Annotated in this window: 15 protein-coding genes; 9 read left to right on the forward strand and 6 right to left on the reverse strand. The window is 74.4% G+C overall.

Features of this window, described 5'->3' with window-relative positions:
* Positions 1-20: 20 nt before the first annotated feature.
* The 6 genes from OSB71_RS00710 (at position 21) to OSB71_RS00735 (ending at position 7,122) form a co-directional block, all read left to right on the forward strand.
* The gene (locus OSB71_RS00710; RefSeq protein ID WP_265942961.1) at positions 21-809 is read left to right on the forward strand and encodes an enhanced serine sensitivity protein SseB C-terminal domain-containing protein; all 789 of its coding nucleotides are present in this window, start codon (positions 21-23) and stop codon (positions 807-809) included.
* A gap of 536 nt (positions 810-1,345) precedes the next feature.
* Positions 1,346-3,007, forward strand: a complete 1,662-nt coding sequence (locus tag OSB71_RS00715; RefSeq protein WP_265942963.1) for an ABC transporter substrate-binding protein — start codon at positions 1,346-1,348, stop codon at positions 3,005-3,007.
* 102 nt (positions 3,008-3,109) lie between these two features.
* Positions 3,110-4,114 carry an ABC transporter permease gene (locus tag OSB71_RS00720; RefSeq protein ID WP_265942965.1) on the forward strand — a complete coding sequence of 335 codons (1,005 nt, stop codon included), beginning with the start codon at positions 3,110-3,112 and terminating at the stop codon, positions 4,112-4,114.
* Positions 4,114-5,067: an ABC transporter permease gene (locus tag OSB71_RS00725; RefSeq protein ID WP_265942967.1), complete on the forward strand. Its 954-nt coding sequence runs from the start codon at positions 4,114-4,116 to the stop codon at positions 5,065-5,067. The genes OSB71_RS00720 and OSB71_RS00725 overlap by 1 nt, the downstream gene beginning before the upstream one ends.
* A gap of 4 nt (positions 5,068-5,071) precedes the next feature.
* Positions 5,072-6,085, forward strand: a complete 1,014-nt coding sequence (locus tag OSB71_RS00730) for an ABC transporter ATP-binding protein (RefSeq protein ID WP_265942969.1) — start codon at positions 5,072-5,074, stop codon at positions 6,083-6,085.
* Positions 6,082-7,122, forward strand: a complete 1,041-nt coding sequence (locus OSB71_RS00735; protein ID WP_265942971.1) for an ABC transporter ATP-binding protein — start codon at positions 6,082-6,084, stop codon at positions 7,120-7,122. The genes OSB71_RS00730 and OSB71_RS00735 overlap by 4 nt, the downstream gene beginning before the upstream one ends.
* A 22-nt stretch (positions 7,123-7,144) precedes the next feature.
* Here the strand turns inward: OSB71_RS00735 and OSB71_RS00740 are convergent, their stop codons facing one another.
* On the reverse strand, positions 7,145-7,768 hold the full coding sequence (locus tag OSB71_RS00740; protein WP_265942974.1) for a trimeric intracellular cation channel family protein: 624 nt from the start codon (positions 7,766-7,768) through the stop codon (positions 7,145-7,147).
* 61 nt (positions 7,769-7,829) lie between these two features.
* Here OSB71_RS00740 and OSB71_RS00745 point away from each other — a divergent pair, with 61 nt between their 5' ends.
* A complete protein-coding gene (locus tag OSB71_RS00745) occupies positions 7,830-8,693 on the forward strand; it encodes a thioesterase family protein (protein ID WP_265942976.1) in 864 nt (287 codons plus the stop codon).
* Positions 8,694-8,744: 51 nt separating this feature from the next.
* Here OSB71_RS00745 and mnmA read toward each other — a convergent pair whose 3' ends face one another.
* A complete protein-coding gene (gene mnmA, locus OSB71_RS00750) occupies positions 8,745-9,878 on the reverse strand; it encodes a tRNA 2-thiouridine(34) synthase MnmA (protein ID WP_265942978.1) in 1,134 nt (377 codons plus the stop codon).
* 181 nt (positions 9,879-10,059) lie between these two features.
* Here mnmA and OSB71_RS00755 point away from each other — a divergent pair, with 181 nt between their 5' ends.
* The gene (locus OSB71_RS00755) at positions 10,060-10,746 is read left to right on the forward strand and encodes an N-acetylmuramoyl-L-alanine amidase (protein WP_265942980.1); all 687 of its coding nucleotides are present in this window, start codon (positions 10,060-10,062) and stop codon (positions 10,744-10,746) included.
* Here the strand turns inward: OSB71_RS00755 and OSB71_RS00760 are convergent.
* The 3 genes from OSB71_RS00760 to ligD form a co-directional block, all read right to left on the reverse strand.
* Positions 10,736-11,365: a DUF4190 domain-containing protein gene (locus tag OSB71_RS00760; protein ID WP_265942982.1), complete on the reverse strand. Its 630-nt coding sequence runs from the start codon at positions 11,363-11,365 to the stop codon at positions 10,736-10,738. The two genes, OSB71_RS00755 and OSB71_RS00760, sit on opposite strands and share 11 nt — an antisense overlap.
* Before the next feature lie 211 nt (positions 11,366-11,576).
* On the reverse strand, positions 11,577-12,746 hold the full coding sequence (locus OSB71_RS00765) for a cysteine desulfurase family protein (RefSeq protein ID WP_265942983.1): 1,170 nt from the start codon (positions 12,744-12,746) through the stop codon (positions 11,577-11,579).
* Between the two features lie 66 nt (positions 12,747-12,812).
* The gene (ligD, locus tag OSB71_RS00770; protein WP_265942985.1) at positions 12,813-13,703 is read right to left on the reverse strand and encodes a non-homologous end-joining DNA ligase; all 891 of its coding nucleotides are present in this window, start codon (positions 13,701-13,703) and stop codon (positions 12,813-12,815) included.
* 84 nt (positions 13,704-13,787) lie between these two features.
* Between ligD and ku the strand changes: the two genes are divergently transcribed.
* Positions 13,788-14,924, forward strand: a complete 1,137-nt coding sequence (gene ku / locus OSB71_RS00775; RefSeq protein ID WP_265942988.1) for a non-homologous end joining protein Ku — start codon at positions 13,788-13,790, stop codon at positions 14,922-14,924.
* Positions 14,925-15,007: 83 nt separating this feature from the next.
* Here the strand turns inward: ku and OSB71_RS00780 are convergent, their stop codons facing one another.
* Positions 15,008-15,616 carry a hypothetical protein gene (locus OSB71_RS00780; RefSeq protein ID WP_265942990.1) on the reverse strand — a complete coding sequence of 203 codons (609 nt, stop codon included), beginning with the start codon at positions 15,614-15,616 and terminating at the stop codon, positions 15,008-15,010.
* Between the last annotated feature and the right edge of the window lie 176 nt (positions 15,617-15,792).

Here is a 15,792-nt window from a genome sequence, read left to right on the forward strand (position 1 = left end):
AGCGGAGAAGGGCGGCGGACGTGAGCGCGGGTGGAAGCGTCGAGGAGCTGCTGCGCCAGGTGGCCCCGGGCCGGAGCGACCGGTTCGCCGCGTACGAGGCGCTGCTGCGGGCGCTCACCGACGCGCCGCTGTGGCTCCTGCTGTGGCAGGGCCACCCCGGCGACCCGCGGGCCCGGTACGCGGGCCTGGGGGTGGCCGGGCACGGCTACGTCCCGTGCGTGACGTCGGCCCGGGAGCTGGCCGTCTCCGGCTGGACGCGCGGGCACGAGGTGGTCCAGGGGCGGGAGGCCGCCGGCGGCCTCTTCCCGGCCCACCACGGGCTGTGGCTCAACCCACACGGCCCGGGCGGGGGCCTGGGTGTGCCGTGGCCGGACCTGCGCCGGGTCTTCGCGGGCCTGGACCGCCTGCCGGCCGGGCCGCTGCGGCTGAGCGACCCCGTCGTGCAGGCGCCGCAGTTCTACGCCCAGCTCACCCACCAGGCGCAGCACACCCCGGCGGTGCGCAGCCTGCGCCGCGCCTGGGTGCAGCCCGCGCACGGCACCGCGTTCCTGGCCGTGGGCGTGGACCTGTACGAGCCCGGCGGGCCCGCGCTGCACGCCGCGACCACGATGGTGCGGCAGGCCGCGAGCGCCGTGCCCGACGGGCTGCCGGTGGCCGTGGTCCCCCTGGGCGACCCGCACGACCCGGTGGCGATGTGGCTGCGCGCCCACGGCCGCCCGTTCTTCGACCGCGACGTCCAGCCCACCGCGCACGTCGCCGCCCCCGCCCCGGGGCCCCGGCACGGCTACGGCTACCCCCGGGCGTACTGACGCCGGCGCCCACCGCCGCGCCCGCGCGCGTGCGGCACGCCTCCCGCGCCGCTCACCGGGGCGGCACACCGCGTGGCACGGCGGTCGGACGCCGCCCGCGCGTCGCGCCGCTTCCGCGCGGTGCCGCTTCCGCGCGGTGCCGCTTCCGCGCGCGGTGGCGCTTCCCCGCGTCGCGCGGCTTCCGTGCGCCGTGCCGCTTCCCCGCGCCGTGCCGCTCGCGTGCCGTCGCCGCCGGGGGCCGGGGAGGCGGAAGCGGCCCGGCGGGCGCCGCCCGCCCCGGCCCGCCCCGGAGGCCGCGGCGGGCCGGGGCGCGCGCTCGCGGGGGAAAAGGCGCACGTCACCAAGGTGGAGGCGGTGGACGCCGGACGTGCCGCGGTCCGGTTGCGCCTTATCGCCCGGTACGCCGTCCGGGGCGCCGATCAAGGCTGGTCTCAGCTCGGTATCACCGGCATGCGGACGGTTCACACCTCTATGGATGCACAGTAATGTGCGGGCGACCAGAATCTGTTGCACCACCATGACCCCTGAGGTGGACCATGCGTAGAACCAGATCCAGGGTCGTCCAGGCGATATCGGCCACCCTTGCGGTCGGACTCATCACCGCCGGCTGTGCCAGCGAGCGCGACGGCGAGGCGGGCGGAGGCGACACCTTCATCTTCGGCGCCGCGGCCGACCCGGGCTCCCTGGACCCGGCCCTGGCCAGCGACGGCGAGACGTTCCGCGTCACCCGGCAGGCCTTCGAGGCCCTCATCGAGCACGAACCGGGCGGCACCGAACTCGTCGGCGGCCTCGCGGAGTCGTGGGAGAGCAGCGAGGACGGCACCCAGTGGACGTTCCACCTCCGCGACGGGGTCACGTTCCACGACGGCGAGAAGCTGACCGCGGAGGCCGTCTGCGCCAACTACGACCACTGGTTCAACTGGAAGGGCACCTACCAGCAGAAGGCGGTCTCCTACTACTGGCAGACCATCTTCGGCGGTTTCGCGGAGAACGAGAGCGAGAACACGGCGGAGCCCAACTACAAGGGCTGCACCGCCAAGGACGAGCTGACCCCCGTCATCGAGGTCCACGAGGCGTCCGCCAACCTGCCGGGCGGCTTCTCGCTCCAGGCGCTGGCCATCCACTCGCCGAAGTCCCTGGAGGCCTACCAGCAGGAGGAGGCCACCGGCGAGGGCGACGCGATCAACTACCCGAAGTACAGCCAGGAGGCCGGGACGGTCGCCGGCACGGGCCCGTTCGAGATCACCGAGTGGGACAAGGGCAACGACGAGGTCACCCTCAAGCGCTTCGACGACTACTGGGGTGAGAAGGCGGGCGTGGAGACGCTGGTCTTCCGCACGATCTCCGAGGAGAACGCCCGGCGCCAGGCGCTGGAGGGCGGGGACATCCACGGCTACGACCTGGTCGCGCCCTCCGACGTGAAGACGCTGGAGGACAAGAACTTCCAGGTCCCCGTCCGCGGCGTGTTCAACATCTTCTACCTGGGCTTCTCGCAGGAGGCGAACGCCGCCCTGGAGAAGAAGGAGGTCCGCCAGGCCCTCACCCACGCCATCGACCGGCAGAACATCGTCGACACCCAGCTCCCCGAGGGCGGGGTCGCGGCCACGCAGTTCATGCCGGACACCGTGGACGGCTACTCCAAGGACGTGGCCACCTACGCGTACGACACCGACAAGGCCACGTCGCTGCTGGCCGACGCCGGTGAGGAGAACCTCGCCGTCGACTTCTGCTACCCGACCGAGGTCACCCGCCCCTACATGCCGGCCCCGGCCGACATGTTCGAGCTGATGAAGGCCGACCTGGAGCGGGCCGGGGTCACGGTCACCCCCAAGCCGATGAAGTGGGCGCCGGACTACCTGGACGCCACCGAGAGCGGCTCCTGCGACCTGCACCTGCTGGGCTGGACCGGTGACTTCAACGACGGCTACAACTTCATCGGCACCTGGTTCAGCGGCTACGACGAGCAGTGGGGCTTCCGCAACGACGAGATCTTCGACGCCATGAAGGCGGCGGAGTCCGAGCCGGACGTCGCCCAGCGCACCGCCCTGTACCAGAAGGCGAACGAGCTGATCATGGACTACGTCCCGGGCGTGCCGATCTCCTCCTCGCCCCCGTCCATCGCGTTCTCCGCCGACGTGAACCCGCCCGAGGTCTCCCCGCTGACGCAGGAGAACTTCGCCGAGGTCACCTTCAAGTAACCGCGCGCTGCGCGTGAGGTCCGCCCGGCCACGACACCCTGGTGGCCGGGCGGACCTGTATCAGCCAGCCCGGTAAGACCCCAAGAAAGGGGGCGTCGCGGGGTGTTGCGACTCGTCGTCCGCAGACTGCTCCAGCTCATACCCACCCTGCTCGGCCTGTCGGTACTGCTCTTCGCGTGGCTCAACCGGCTGCCCGGCGGGCCGGCCGCGGCCATCCTGGGCGAGAAGGCCACCCCGGCCGACGTCGCCGCCATCGAGGAGGCACTCGGGCTCGACCAGCCCGTGTGGGTGCAGTACCTGCGGTTCCTCCAGCGCCTGGGACGACTGGACCTGGGCACCTCCACCATGACCGGCCAGCCGGTGTGGGAGGAGTTCACCCGGGCCTTCCCGGCCACCGTCGAACTGGGCGTCAGCGCCATGGTCATCGCCGTCGTCGTCGGCGTCCCGCTGGGCTACTTCGCCGCCCGGCGCCGCGGCGGCTGGCTGGACGTCACCGCCGTCTCCGGCTCCCTGCTGGGCATCTGCATCCCGGTGTTCTTCCTGGCCTTCATCCTCAAGGCCCTCTTCGCCGTGCAGCTCGGCTGGTTCCCCAGCTTCGGGCGCCAGACCACCGGCATCGACGCCACCGAGATCACCGGGTTCTACGTGCTCGACGGCCTGCTCACCGGCGAGTTCGACGCCGCCTGGGACGCGGTCACCCACCTGGTGCTGCCCGCCCTGGCGCTGGCGTCCATCCCGCTGGCCATCATCGTGCGCATGACGCGCGCGAGCGTGCTGGAGGTGCTCGGCGAGGACTACGTGCGCACCGCGGAGTCCAAGGGGCTGCGCAAGAGCACCGTGCGCGGCCGGCACGTGCTGCGCAACGCGCTGCTGCCGGTGGTCACCGCGATCGGCCTGCTCACCGGCGGGCTGCTGTCCGGCGCGGTGCTCACCGAGTCCGTCTTCGCCTTCGGCGGCATCGGCTCCTTCATCAAGGAGGCCATCGACGCCCGCGACTACCCGGTGCTCGTCGGCTTCATCATGTTCATCGCGCTGGCCTACGTCGTCATCAACCTGCTGGTCGACCTGGCGTACGGCCTCATCGATCCGAGAGTGCGGGTGCACTGATGAGCACCAAGACAGACAAGATCGACCGCCTCGCGGAGCTGACGGCGAGCACCGAGACCGCCACCGGCGGCAGCCTGTGGGTCGAGGCGTGGCGGCGGCTGAAGCAGAGCAAGATGGCGATCATCGGCGCCGTCGTCATCGGCGCCTTCGTGATCCTGGCGGTCATCGGCCCGTGGGTCGCGCCCTACGACCCGACGGCCCAGCTCTGGCGCGGCGAGGTCTTCACCAACCGCAACATCTTCGTCGGCCCCCGCGCGGAGAACTGGTTCGGCCTGGACCACCTGGCCCGCGACGAGTTCTCGCGACTGCTGGTCGGCGCGCGGCAGACGCTGCTCGTCGGCATCGTCGCCACCCTGCTCGGCTTCACGATCGGCGCGCTCGTCGGCGGCTCGGCGGGCGCCGCGCTCACCCTCGGCGGCAAGCTCGGGCAGCGCTACGACACCGTCGTCATGCGCGTGATCGACATGATGCTCGCGCTGCCGTCGCTGCTGCTGGCGGTCACCATCGCCGCCGTCATGGGGCAGTCGCTGACGACCGTCATGGTCGCCGTGGGCGTGGTGCAGATCCCGATCTTCGCGCGGCTGCTGCGCGGCGCGATGCTCGCCCAGGGCGGCAAGGACTACGTCGTCGCCGCCCAGGCGCTCGGCGTGCGCAAGCGGCGCGTCGCGCTCGGCCACGTGCTGCCGAACTCGCTGAGCCCGGTGATCGTGCAGGCGACGCTGAGCCTGGCCACCGCCATCATCGAGGCCGCCGCCCTGTCCTACCTGGGCCTGGGCAACCCGGACGCGGCCGAGCCCGAGTGGGGCGTCATGCTGGCGCAGGCGCAGAAGTACTTCGACGCCGCGCCGATGCTCGCGGTCTACCCCGCGCTGGGCATCATCATCACCGCCCTCGGCTTCACCCTGCTGGGCGAGGCGATGCGCGAAGCCCTCGACCCGAAACTGCGGAGCTGATGACATGCCGTTGCTTTCCGTGGACGAACTGACCATCACCTTCGCCGGGCGCGGCCAGCGCGACGCGCGGGCCGTGGACGGGGTGTCCTTCGACGTCGACCAGGGCCAGGTGGTGGGCCTGGTCGGCGAGTCGGGCTGCGGCAAGTCCGTCACCTCGCTGGCCCTGATGGGCCTGCTGCCCGGCCGCGGGGTGCGCCTGGGCGGCCGCGCCGAGTTCGACGGCACCGACCTGCTGACGCTCCCCGCGGCCCGCATGCGCGACCTGCGCGGCACCCAGCTCGCGATGATCTTCCAGGACCCGCTGTCCTCGTTGAACCCGGTCGTCCCCATCGGCGTCCAGGTCACCGAGATCCTGGCCCGGCACCGGGGCATGCGGGGCGAGGCCGCCCGCAAGGAGGCCGCGCACCTGCTGGACCGGGTCGGCATCCCCGACCCCACGCGGCGCCTGAAGGAGTACCCGCACCAGCTCTCGGGCGGCATGCGCCAGCGCGCGCTGATCGCCATGGCGGTGGCCTGCGCCCCGCGCCTGCTCATCGCCGACGAGCCGACCACCGCGCTGGACGTCACCATCCAGGCCCAGATCCTGGAGCTGCTCAAGGAACTGGTCGACCAGGAGGGCACCGCCCTGCTGATGATCACCCACGACCTGGGTGTGGTGGCCGGGCTGTGCGAGCAGGTCAACGTCCTCTACGCGGGCAAGGTGGTCGAGTCCGCCGGGCGTCGCGCGCTGTTCGACGCGCCCACCCACCCCTACGCGCACGGCCTGCTGGGCTCCATCCCACGCCTGGACGCCCCGCGCGGCGAGGCGCTGCGGCCCATCCGCGGCTCCATCAACGACCGCATCGACTGGGCCGACGGCTGCGCCTTCGCCCCGCGCTGCGACCGCTACACCATGGAGTGCCTGACCGGCACCCCCGCCCTGACCGAACCGCACACCCCGGGGCACCAGGCCCGGTGCGTCAACCCGGTGCTGCCCGAGGGCGCCACCAGCCCGCAGAGGACGGAGGCCACCGGATGAGCCTGCTCGAACTGGACGACGTGAAGGTCCACTTCCCGGTCAAGAAGGGCCTGGTCTTCGACCGCACGGTCGGCCACGTCTACGCCGTGGACGGGGTGTCGCTGTCGGTGCGGGCGGGCCAGACCTACGGCCTGGTCGGCGAGTCCGGCTGCGGCAAGACGACGCTCGGGCGGGCCATCCTGCGCCTGGTGGACATCACCGAGGGCGCGGTGGTCTTCGACGGCACCGACCTGGCGAAGCTGCCCGACGAGGAGATGCGCCGCCACCGGCAGCGGCTCCAGATGGTCTTCCAGGACCCGCTGGGCAGCCTCAACCCGCGGCAGAACATCGAGTCCATCCTCGCCGAAGGCATGGCCGCGCACGGCATCGGCGCCGACGCCGGTGAGCGGCGCGCCCGGATCACACAGATCCTGGCCCGGGTCGGCCTGCCGGCCAACGCGCTCTCGCGCTACCCGCACGAGTTCTCCGGCGGCCAGCGGCAGCGCATCGGCATCGCGCGGGCGCTGGTGCTGGAGCCCGACCTCGTCATCTGCGACGAGCCGGTCTCCGCGCTGGACGTCTCCATCCAGGCCCAGGTGCTCAACCTGCTGGAGGAACTCCAGGAGTCGATGGGCCTGACCTACCTGGTCATCGCCCACGACCTCGCCGTCGTGCGGCACATCTCGGACGTCATCGGGGTGATGTACCTCGGCTCGCTGGTGGAGGAGGCGCCCAGCGACCTGCTGTACGCCGAGCCCCGGCACCCCTACACCCGGGCGCTGATGTCCGCGGTGCCGGTGCCCGACCCGGCGGTGGAGGACGCCCGCGAGCGCATCCTGCTCACCGGCGACCTGCCCTCCCCGGCGGCGCCGCCCCCCGGGTGCCGCTTCCACACCCGGTGCCCGTGGAAGCAGGAGACCCGGTGCGCCACCGAGCGCCCCGCGCTGCGGGAACTGGCCGACGGGCACCGCGTCGCCTGCCACTGGGCCGAGGAGATCGCCGACGGCACCATCACCCTGACCGCGCGGGAGAAGGCACCGGCCCAGCTCTCCGGCTGAGTCCGCGCGAGGCGCGGGGGGCCTATCCAACCTCCTGCGCCTCGTGCGAGCGGGAGCGGGGCAGCGACACGCCCCAGTACATCGCGGCCAGGCGCAGGGCGAAGACCACCGCGGCCGAGGACACCGCCGCGGGGCCCGGGCCGACGTCCAGCCAGTGCAGCGCCAGGTAGCACAGGGCGCCGGCGAACGCGGCCGTGGCGTACACCTCCTCGCGCAGCAGCAGGGGCGGCAGCTCGCCGCAGAGCACGTCGCGCACCACCTCGCCGGTGACGCCGGTCAGCACGGCCAGGATCAGCACGGCCAGCGGCGTCACGCCGGACTCGATGGCCGCGCGGGCCCCGATGACCGTGACGACGGAGAGCCCGACGGCGTCGACGAGCAGCAGCGCGCGGTGCGGCAGCTTCCAGAAGCGCAGGTAGACCATGGTGACCACGCCCACGGTGGCGATGAGGGTCAGCAGCACCCAGTCCTGCGTCCAGTACAGCGGGTTGCGGTCCAGGATGAGGTCGCGCAGGGTGCCGCCGGACACCCCCGCGGCGAAGGCCAGCACGAGACCGCCGAAGGGGTCCATGTTGGCGCGGTGCGCGGCCAGCACGCCGCTCGCGGCGAAGGCGGCGACGCCCACCAGGTAGAGCACGTGGAGCATGACCCGATGATCCCACCACCAGAACCTACCCGTGGGTAATAGAAAGCTGTACGGTACCGCCATGGTTCAGGCACAGCCCGGGGCGGACGCCGGCGCGCGCATCGGAGACAGCGAGTTCGACCGCGACACCGGGGTCCACCGCGTGGCGGACGGTGTCTACACCGCCGAGCTGCCCCCCGGGTGGGCGGCCGTCGGCGACGCGCTCAACGGCGGCTACCTCCTCGCCGTCCTCGCCCGCGCGCTGCGCGACGCCCTCGCCCACCCCGACCCGTTCAGCATCACCGCGCACTACCTCACCGCGACCCGCCCCGGGCCCGCCGTCATCCGCACCCGGGCCGCCGCGCCCGGCCGGACCCTGGCGGCCGGCTCCGCCGCGCTGTTCCAGACAGACGAGGACGGCGGCGAGGTCGAGCGGGTCCGCGTGCTGGCCACCTACGGGGACCTCGGCGCGCTCCCCGACGAGGTCCGCACCACGGCGCCGCCCCCCGCCCTGCCGCCGCCGGACGCCTGCCCGGGCACGCGCGACGACCCGGGCGGCGCCGCCGGGCGACCGCCCATCGCCGGACGGCTGGACCTGCGGCTGGACCCGGCCACCGCGGGCTGGGCCGTGGGAGCGCCCAGCGGACGCGGCGAGATGCGCGCCTGGTTCGCCCTGGCCGACGGCCGCGACCTGGACCCCCTCGCGCTGCTCCTGGCCGTGGACGCCCTCCCGCCGACCGCCTTCGAGCTGGGCCTGCGGGGCTGGGTGCCCACCGTGGAGCTCACCGCCCACGTGCGCTGCCGCCCGGCCCCCGGGCCGGTGCGCGTCGCCGTCACCACCCGCAACCTCGCGGGCGGCTTCCTGGAGGAGGACGTCGAGGTCTGGGACGGCGCCGACCGCCTGGTGTGCCAGGCCCGCCAGCTCGCGCGGGTGCTCGCGCGCTGACGCCCGCGCGGGTGCCCCCGCGCGGGCGGGTCCGGACGGCGGTGCCCCGGCTCAGCTCTCCACGCGCTCCGCGCGGCGCGTCGTCGCGATCGTCGCCGAGCCGACCACCCGGGAGCCGTCGTAGAGGACGACCGCCTGGCCCGGCGCCACGCCGCGCACCGGCCGGTGGAAGGCGACGCGCAGCTCCCCGTCCACCAGCTCCGCCGTGACCGGCGTCTCGGCGCCGTGCGCCCGCAACTGCGCGGTGTAGGAGCCGGCGCCGGCCGGGGGGGTGCCGCACCACCGGGGGCGCACGGCGGTGAGCGCGCTGACGTCCAGCGCGTCGGCCGGACCCACCGTCACCCGGTTGTCCACCGGCGAGATGTCCAGCACGTAGCGGGGCTTGCCGTCCGGAGCGGGGCGCCCCAGCCGCAGGCCCTTGCGCTGCCCCACGGTGAACCCGTACGCGCCCTCGTGGGTGCCCAGCTTGCGCCCGTCCTCGTCGACGATGTCGCCCTCGGCCCGGCCCAGCCGGCCGGCCAGGAAGCCCTGGGTGTCGCCGTCGGCGATGAAGCAGATGTCGTGGCTGTCCGGCTTCCTGGCCACCGCCAGGCCGCGGCGCTGGGCCTCCGCGCGGACCTCCTCCTTCGTCGCCCGGCTGTCGCCCAGGGGGAACATCGCGTGCGCGAGCTGCCGTTCGTCCAGGACGCCGAGCACGTACGACTGGTCCTTGGCCAGATCGCTCGCGCGGTGCAGCTCGCGCGAGCCGTCCGCGCGCCGCACGACGGTGGCGTAGTGGCCGGTGCACACCGCGTCGAAGCCGAGCGCCAGCGCCTTGTCCAGCAGCGCCGCGAACTTGATCTTCTCGTTGCAGCGCAGGCACGGGTTGGGCGTGCGGCCCGCCTCGTACTCGGCGACGAAGTCCTCCACGACGTCGGCCCGGAAGCGCTCGGCCAGGTCCCACACGTAGAACGGGATGCCGATGACGTCGGCCGCGCGTCGCGCGTCGCGGGAGTCCTCCAGCGTGCAGCAGCCGCGCGCGCCGGTACGGAAGGACTGCGGGTTCGCCGACAGGGCCAGGTGCACGCCGGTCACGTCGTGCCCGGCCTCCGCCGCGCGGGCGGCGGCGACGGCCGAGTCCACGCCGCCGGACATGGCGGCCAGCACGCGCAGGCGGCGGGGGTGGGGTGCGGTGTCGTCAGTCATAGCCGTTCCAGGGTACGGGGCCCGGGCCCGGCGCCCCCACCGCGGGAACGGCGGCCGCCCGGGCGGCCGGACCGCGGGAGGCCGGGCACCCGCGCGCGGACGGCTCCGCCGCTGGAACCGGGCGGGCCCGCGCGGCGTTATGGGGAGGGAACCCACGATCCACGGCTCACCAGGGGGACGCATGTCGTCAGCGCCCGAGGCCCGGCGCGGCGTCAGCCGCCGGACCCTGCTCCTCACCGGCACGGCGGCCGCGCTCGGCGGGGCCGGCTACGCCCACCGCGAGGAGCTGCGCGGCCTGTGGTACTCCGTGCCGGGCAACGAGATACCCCGCACCGTGGGCGAGGTGGACTTCCCCGGCGCCCACTGGGCGGCCGCCTCCGGCGCGAACTGGCGGCTGGCCAGCCGCCCCCACGACTACACCGTCGACCGCGTGGTCGTCCACGTCATCCAGGGCAGCTACGCGGTCGCGCTCAAGGTCTTCGCCGACCCCGGCCACGGCGCCGCCGCCCACTACGTGGTGCGCACCTCCGACGGGCAGGTGGCGCAGACGGTGCGGGAGCTGGACGTCGCGTACCACGCGGGCAACCGCTCCTACAACGAGCGCAGCATCGGCATCGAGCACGAGGGCCACGTCGACCGCCCGGAGGACTTCACCGACGGCATGTACCGCGCCTCGGCCGTGCTGACCGCCGACATCTGCGACCGCTACGGCATCCCCAAGGACCGCGAGCACATCGTCGGGCACAACGAGGTGCCGGGCGCCACCCACACCGACCCCGGTCCGCACTGGGACTGGGAGCGCTACCTGCGCATGGTGCGGGACGCCCGGCCGGTGCCACGTCCCTCCGGCAGTCCGGTCAGCCGTTGAACTGCTCGTTGAACTCCTGCTCGCAGTCCTCGATCTCGGACTGGGTCTCGGCCTGCTCCACGCAGTCGGTGAAGTTGCTGAACTCCTCGCTGTTGAACAGCGCGACGCCCGCGACGATCACGATGATCGAACCGATCAGGGCGAGCGCGCCCAGGACCAGGCCGGCGATGGACATGCCGCCGTTCGTCGCCTCGCCCCGCTTGCTGCGCCGCCAGCCCAGGATGCCGAAGACCACCGCGAGCAGGCCGAGCAGCACACCGCCGACGGCCGTCCAGAACAGCAGGACGCCGACGATGCCGAGGATGAGCGCGGCGATGCCGAAGCCGTTGCGCGGCGAGCGCGGCGGGCCTCCGTAGCCGCCGGGCTCACCGGCGCCCCCGTGGCCGCCGCCGTAGGGGTCGTTCGGGCCGCCGCTGTAGCGCGGGGGCTCACCCGAGCCGCCCGGGTGGCCGTAGTCGCCCTCGCCGGGCCGCCCGCCGGGGCCCGGGTCCTGCGGGCCGGTGCCTCCGCCCGGCCCCTGAGCGCCCCCGTAGGGGTCGTTCGGCCCCCCGTAGCCCTGGTTGCGGCCGTGCGGACCGTCGGGGCCGGGGTCCTGCGGGGGAGGGGGGTAGGAGCTCATAACGCTTCCCTTCGACGACGTCACGACGATCATATGGGCCGCGTTCCGTCTACCCAGGTGACGGCGTCGATAACAGGCCGGGCGCCCGTACGGGTGCCCGGCCTGGGCCGGTCAGCGCAGGCGCCCGGTACCGCCGCCGTCCCGGCCGCGCGCCGCCGCCCGGCCGGTGTGCGCGCGGCACGCCCCCGGCCGGCCCGCCCCGGCGGGGCCGTCAGCTCAGTCCGGCGGAGCGGGCGCGGGCCACGGCCGGTCCGATGGCCTCGGCCAGCGCCGCGACGTCCGCCCGCGTCGAGGTGTGCCCCAGGGAGAAGCGCAGGGTGCCCCGCGCCAGCTCCGGGTCGGCCCCCGTGGCGAGGACGACGTGGCTGGGCTGGGCGACGCCCGCCGTGCACGCCGACCCGGTGGAGCACTCGATGCCCTGGGCGTCCAGCAGGAGCAGCAGCGAGTCGCCCTCGCACCCGGGGAAGGCGAAGTGCGCGTTGGCCGGGAGCCGCCCGGCCGGGTCGGGATCGCCGCCCAGGACGGCGTCGGGCACCGCCGCGCGCACCGCCTCGACCAGCGCGTCCCGCAGGGCCCCCACCTCCCGGGCGAACCGGGCCTGCCCGGCCGCCGCCAGGTCGGCGGCCACCGCGAAGGCGGCGATGGCCGGCACGTCCAGCGTCCCCGAGCGCACGTCGCGCTCCTGGCCGCCGCCGTGCAGCAGCGCCTCGGGCGCGAGGTCCCGGCCGAGCACCAGCGCGCCGACGCCGTACGGGCCCCCCGCCTTGTGCCCGCTGACGGCCATCGCCGACAGGCCGCTGGCGCCGAAGTCCACCTCCGTCTGCCCGAGCGCCTGGACGGCGTCGCAGTGCAGCGGGACGGCGAACTCCGCGGCCGCCTCGGCCAGCGCGGACACCGGCTGCACGGTGCCGATCTCGTTGTTCGCCCACATCACGGCCGCCAGCGCCACGTCAGCGGGGTCGCGGGCTATCGCCGCGCGCAGGGCGTCGGGGTCGACGCGTCCCACGGCGTCCACCGGCAGCCACTCGACGCGGGCGCCCTCGTGGTCGGCCAGCCACTGCACGGCGTCGAGCACGGCGTGGTGCTCGACGGGGCTGGCCAGCACCCGGGTGCGGGCGGGGTCGGCGGCGCGGCGGGCCCAGTACAGGCCCTTGACCGCCAGGTTGTCGGCCTCCGTGCCGCCGGAGGTGAACACCACCTCGCTGGGCCGGGCGCCCAGTGCGGCGGCCAGCCGCTCCCTGGCCTCCTCGACGGTGCGGCGGGCCCGGCGCCCCGCGGCGTGCAGGGAGGAGGCGTTTCCGGTGCGGACGAGCTGCTCGCCCAGCTCCCGTACCGCCTCCGGCAGCATCGGGGTGGTGGCGGCGTGATCGAGGTAGACCATGGTGCGGCCAGTGTAATGAGCCGCCCGCGGCGGGCCCGGCCACGGTCACGCGGGCCCGGGCCGCGCTCAGGCGGCGGTGGGCAGCCGGTGCGCGTGCTCGGGCGCGAGCAGGGGCGCGCAGAGGTCGCCGTGGCGTTCGACGCGCTCCAGCACGTCGGTGATGCGGAGGTCCAGCCGGGCGCCGCGCTCGCCCGCGGCGACCTCCTCCCACGTCAGCGGCGCCGAGACGGTCGGCGCCGACCTCGCCCGCGCCGTGTAGGGGGCGGCGGTGGTCTTGGCCGCGTTGTTCTGGCTGTGGTCGATGAACACCTTGCCCGGCCGCAGGCCGCGGTCCATGCGGTGCAGTGCCAGCTCCGGCAGCTCCCGCTCCGCGCGCGCCGCGAGCCGCTTGGCGTAGGCGCTCACCGCCTCCGAGGGGGTCGGTTCGAGCGCCACCATCAGGTGCAGTCCCTTCCCGCCGGAGGTCTTGGGCCACGCCTCCAGGCCGTCGTCGGCCAGCCGCTCCCGCAGCCACCGCGCGACGGCGCAGCACTGCGCGACGCCGGCCGGGGCCCCGGGGTCCAGGTCGAGCACCAGCCGGTCGGCCCGCCCGGGGGCGTCGGCGCGCCACTGGGGCACGTGCAGTTCGGTCACCAGGTTGGCCGCCCACATCAGCGACGGCAGGTCGTCGAGGACGACCTGCCGCCCCGTCATGCGCCGGGTGCGCGGCACCTCGGCGACCGTCACCCACTCGGGCGTGCCCGGCGGCACGTTCTTGGCGAAGAAGGTCTCGCCCCGGGCGCCGTCGGGGTAGCGCAGGAAGCTCAGCGGGCGGCCCGCCAGGTGCGGGAGGAGGACGGGGGCACAGGTGGCGTAGTAGTGCAGCAGCTCGCCCTTGGTGGTGCCGTCCGGGTAGAGCGCCTTCTCCAAGTTGCTGAGGGCCAGCCGTCGGCCCGCCACGTTCGTCACAGGCGGCATACCCTGATAGTCCCATGAAATGCTCACGAAAGGTGACGAAGCGGACCGGCGGACGGCGGCCCGTACCCGGCGAGGAGTGATGACGTGCGGTCCATCTGGAAGGGCTCGATCTCCTTCGGGCTCGTCAGCATCCCGATCCAGCTCTACGGCGCCACCCAGAACCACTCGGTCAGCTTCCACCAGGTGCACACCGCGCACGACTGCGGCGGGCGCATCCGCTACCGCAAGGTGTGCGAGATCGAGGAGGTCGAGGTCCCGCCGGAGGAGATCGGCAAGGGCTTCAAGGCCGCCGACGGCACCACCGTGCTGCTGACCGACGAGGACTTCGCGTCCCTTCCCCTGCCCACCGCCCGCACGATCGAGATCCTCTCCTTCCTGCCGCTGGAGGAGATCGACCCGATCCAGCTCGACCGCGCCTACTACATGAGCGCGGAGACGGCCGCCGCGGCCAAGCCGTACGTCCTGCTGCGCGAGGCGCTCCAGCGCAGCGGCAAGGCCGCCGTCGCCAAGTTCGCGCTGCGCGGCCGGGAGTCGCTGGGCCTGCTGCGGGCGCTGGAGGACACCCTCGTCCTGCACTCGATGCTCTGGCCCGACGAGGTGCGCTCCTCCAGCGGGCTCGCCCCCTCCGGCGACGTCTCGGTGCGGGACGCCGAACTCGACCTCGCCGAGACGCTGATGAACTCACTCGGCGACCTCGACTGGGACGACCTGCACGACGAGTACCGCGAGGCCGTGGAGGAACTCGTCGAGGCCAAGCAGGAGGGCCGCGAGCCCGCGGAGGCACCGGCCGAGCCGCGCGGGGGCAAGGTCATCGACCTGATGGCCGCGCTGGAGAGCAGCGTCGCGGCGGCCCGCGAGGCCCGCGGCGACGGGGGGACCGGGGGCGAGCAGGAGGCCACCGAGGCCGCGACCGTGCACCACCTCACGCGCGAGGACGCCGAGGACGCCGAGGACGCCGGGCAGGCGACGGAGGAGCGGCCCGCGCGGAAGAGCACGGCGAGGAAGAAGGCCGCCGCGAAGAAGGCGCCGGCGCGCAAGGCGGCCGGGAAGTCGCCGGACAAGGCATCCGGCACCTCCTCCGGCACCTCGTCCGGCACGGCGCGGGAGAAGAAGGCGGCGGGCAGGAAGACCACGGCGGCGAAGAAGGGCACGGCGGCGGAGAAGCGCACGGCGAAGAAGACCGCCGCCAAGAAGACCGCGAGCCGCAAACGCGCGTCCTGACCAGCGCGTCCCGCACGCGCCCCGGCTCGCGCGCCCCGGCTCGCGCGCCCCGGCTCGCGCGCCCCGGGCCGGGGCGCGCGGGCTCAGCTCTGCCAGAGGAACACGGCGTGCCCGCAGGGTTCGCAGGCGAAGGTGTAGGCGCAGCCGCCGCCCCCGAAGTTGGCCGAGGTGGCCACGTCCTGGCCGTCCTCCCACTGGGCGACGAACGGCATCGGCCCGGCGCACCCGGGGCAGGCGGGCGTCTCGTCCCCCTGGAGCCAGGACGGCTCGCCGCCCCGCTGCCCCAGCACCTCGCGCACCGGCCGTCCGGTCGCCTTCACCCACTCGGCCGAGGCGTCGAAGTACGTTTCGGCCTCCACGTCCTCGAACGCGACGCCGGAGACCGCGCCCAGGGCGGTGACGCCCGTGGCCGGTGGCGTCGCCGCACGCACGCCCTCCGCCGGCAGCAGTATCGCCCGGTTGCCCCCGGCGAACGGGTCCCACTCCTCGCACAGCCCCGGGTCGTTCTGGCACATGAACGCCGTCAGCACGCTCCCGTGCTCCAGCGGCAGGCGCAGCAGGAACTGCATGGGCCCGCCGCAGTGCGCGCACTCCGGCCACGTGAAGTCCTCCGGCACCAGCGGCGCCCCGCCCGTGCGCGTCCCGCCCGCGTCCGCCGCGACGGCCCCGGCGTACGTCATCAACGTGATCACCCAGGCATCCTAGCCCCGCCCCCGCGCACGCCGCCCCGCCCGTACCGGCGCGCGGTCCCGCCGGCGGGCGGGGCGAGGACCCCCGGCCGGGGGTCCGGTCCGGGGGTCCTCGCCGCGCGGGGTCTTCTGCGGGCACCGCGGGAGGGTGCCGGGGGTCTTCCGCGGGGTGCCGGGAG

Origin of the sequence: Streptomyces marinisediminis (assembly GCF_026262575.1) — a bacterium.
GTDB classification, from domain to species: Bacteria; Actinomycetota; Actinomycetes; order Streptomycetales; family Streptomycetaceae; genus Streptomyces; species Streptomyces marinisediminis.

Coding starts and splice junctions, on each gene's coding strand:
- OSB71_RS00715 (WP_265942963.1), top strand. CDS start 1,346: ATGCGTAGAACCAGATCCAGGGTCGTCCAGGCGATATCGGCCACCCTT.
- ligD (WP_265942985.1), bottom strand. CDS start 13,703: ATGCCGCCTGTGACGAACGTGGCGGGCCGACGGCTGGCCCTCAGCAAC.
- mnmA (WP_265942978.1), bottom strand. CDS start 9,878: ATGACTGACGACACCGCACCCCACCCCCGCCGCCTGCGCGTGCTGGCC.
- OSB71_RS00755 (WP_265942980.1), top strand. CDS start 10,060: ATGTCGTCAGCGCCCGAGGCCCGGCGCGGCGTCAGCCGCCGGACCCTG.
- OSB71_RS00735 (WP_265942971.1), top strand. CDS start 6,082: ATGAGCCTGCTCGAACTGGACGACGTGAAGGTCCACTTCCCGGTCAAG.
- OSB71_RS00745 (WP_265942976.1), top strand. CDS start 7,830: ATGGTTCAGGCACAGCCCGGGGCGGACGCCGGCGCGCGCATCGGAGAC.
- OSB71_RS00725 (WP_265942967.1), top strand. CDS start 4,114: ATGAGCACCAAGACAGACAAGATCGACCGCCTCGCGGAGCTGACGGCG.
- OSB71_RS00760 (WP_265942982.1), bottom strand. CDS start 11,365: ATGAGCTCCTACCCCCCTCCCCCGCAGGACCCCGGCCCCGACGGTCCG.
- OSB71_RS00740 (WP_265942974.1), bottom strand. CDS start 7,768: ATGCTCCACGTGCTCTACCTGGTGGGCGTCGCCGCCTTCGCCGCGAGC.
- OSB71_RS00765 (WP_265942983.1), bottom strand. CDS start 12,746: ATGGTCTACCTCGATCACGCCGCCACCACCCCGATGCTGCCGGAGGCG.
- OSB71_RS00730 (WP_265942969.1), top strand. CDS start 5,072: ATGCCGTTGCTTTCCGTGGACGAACTGACCATCACCTTCGCCGGGCGC.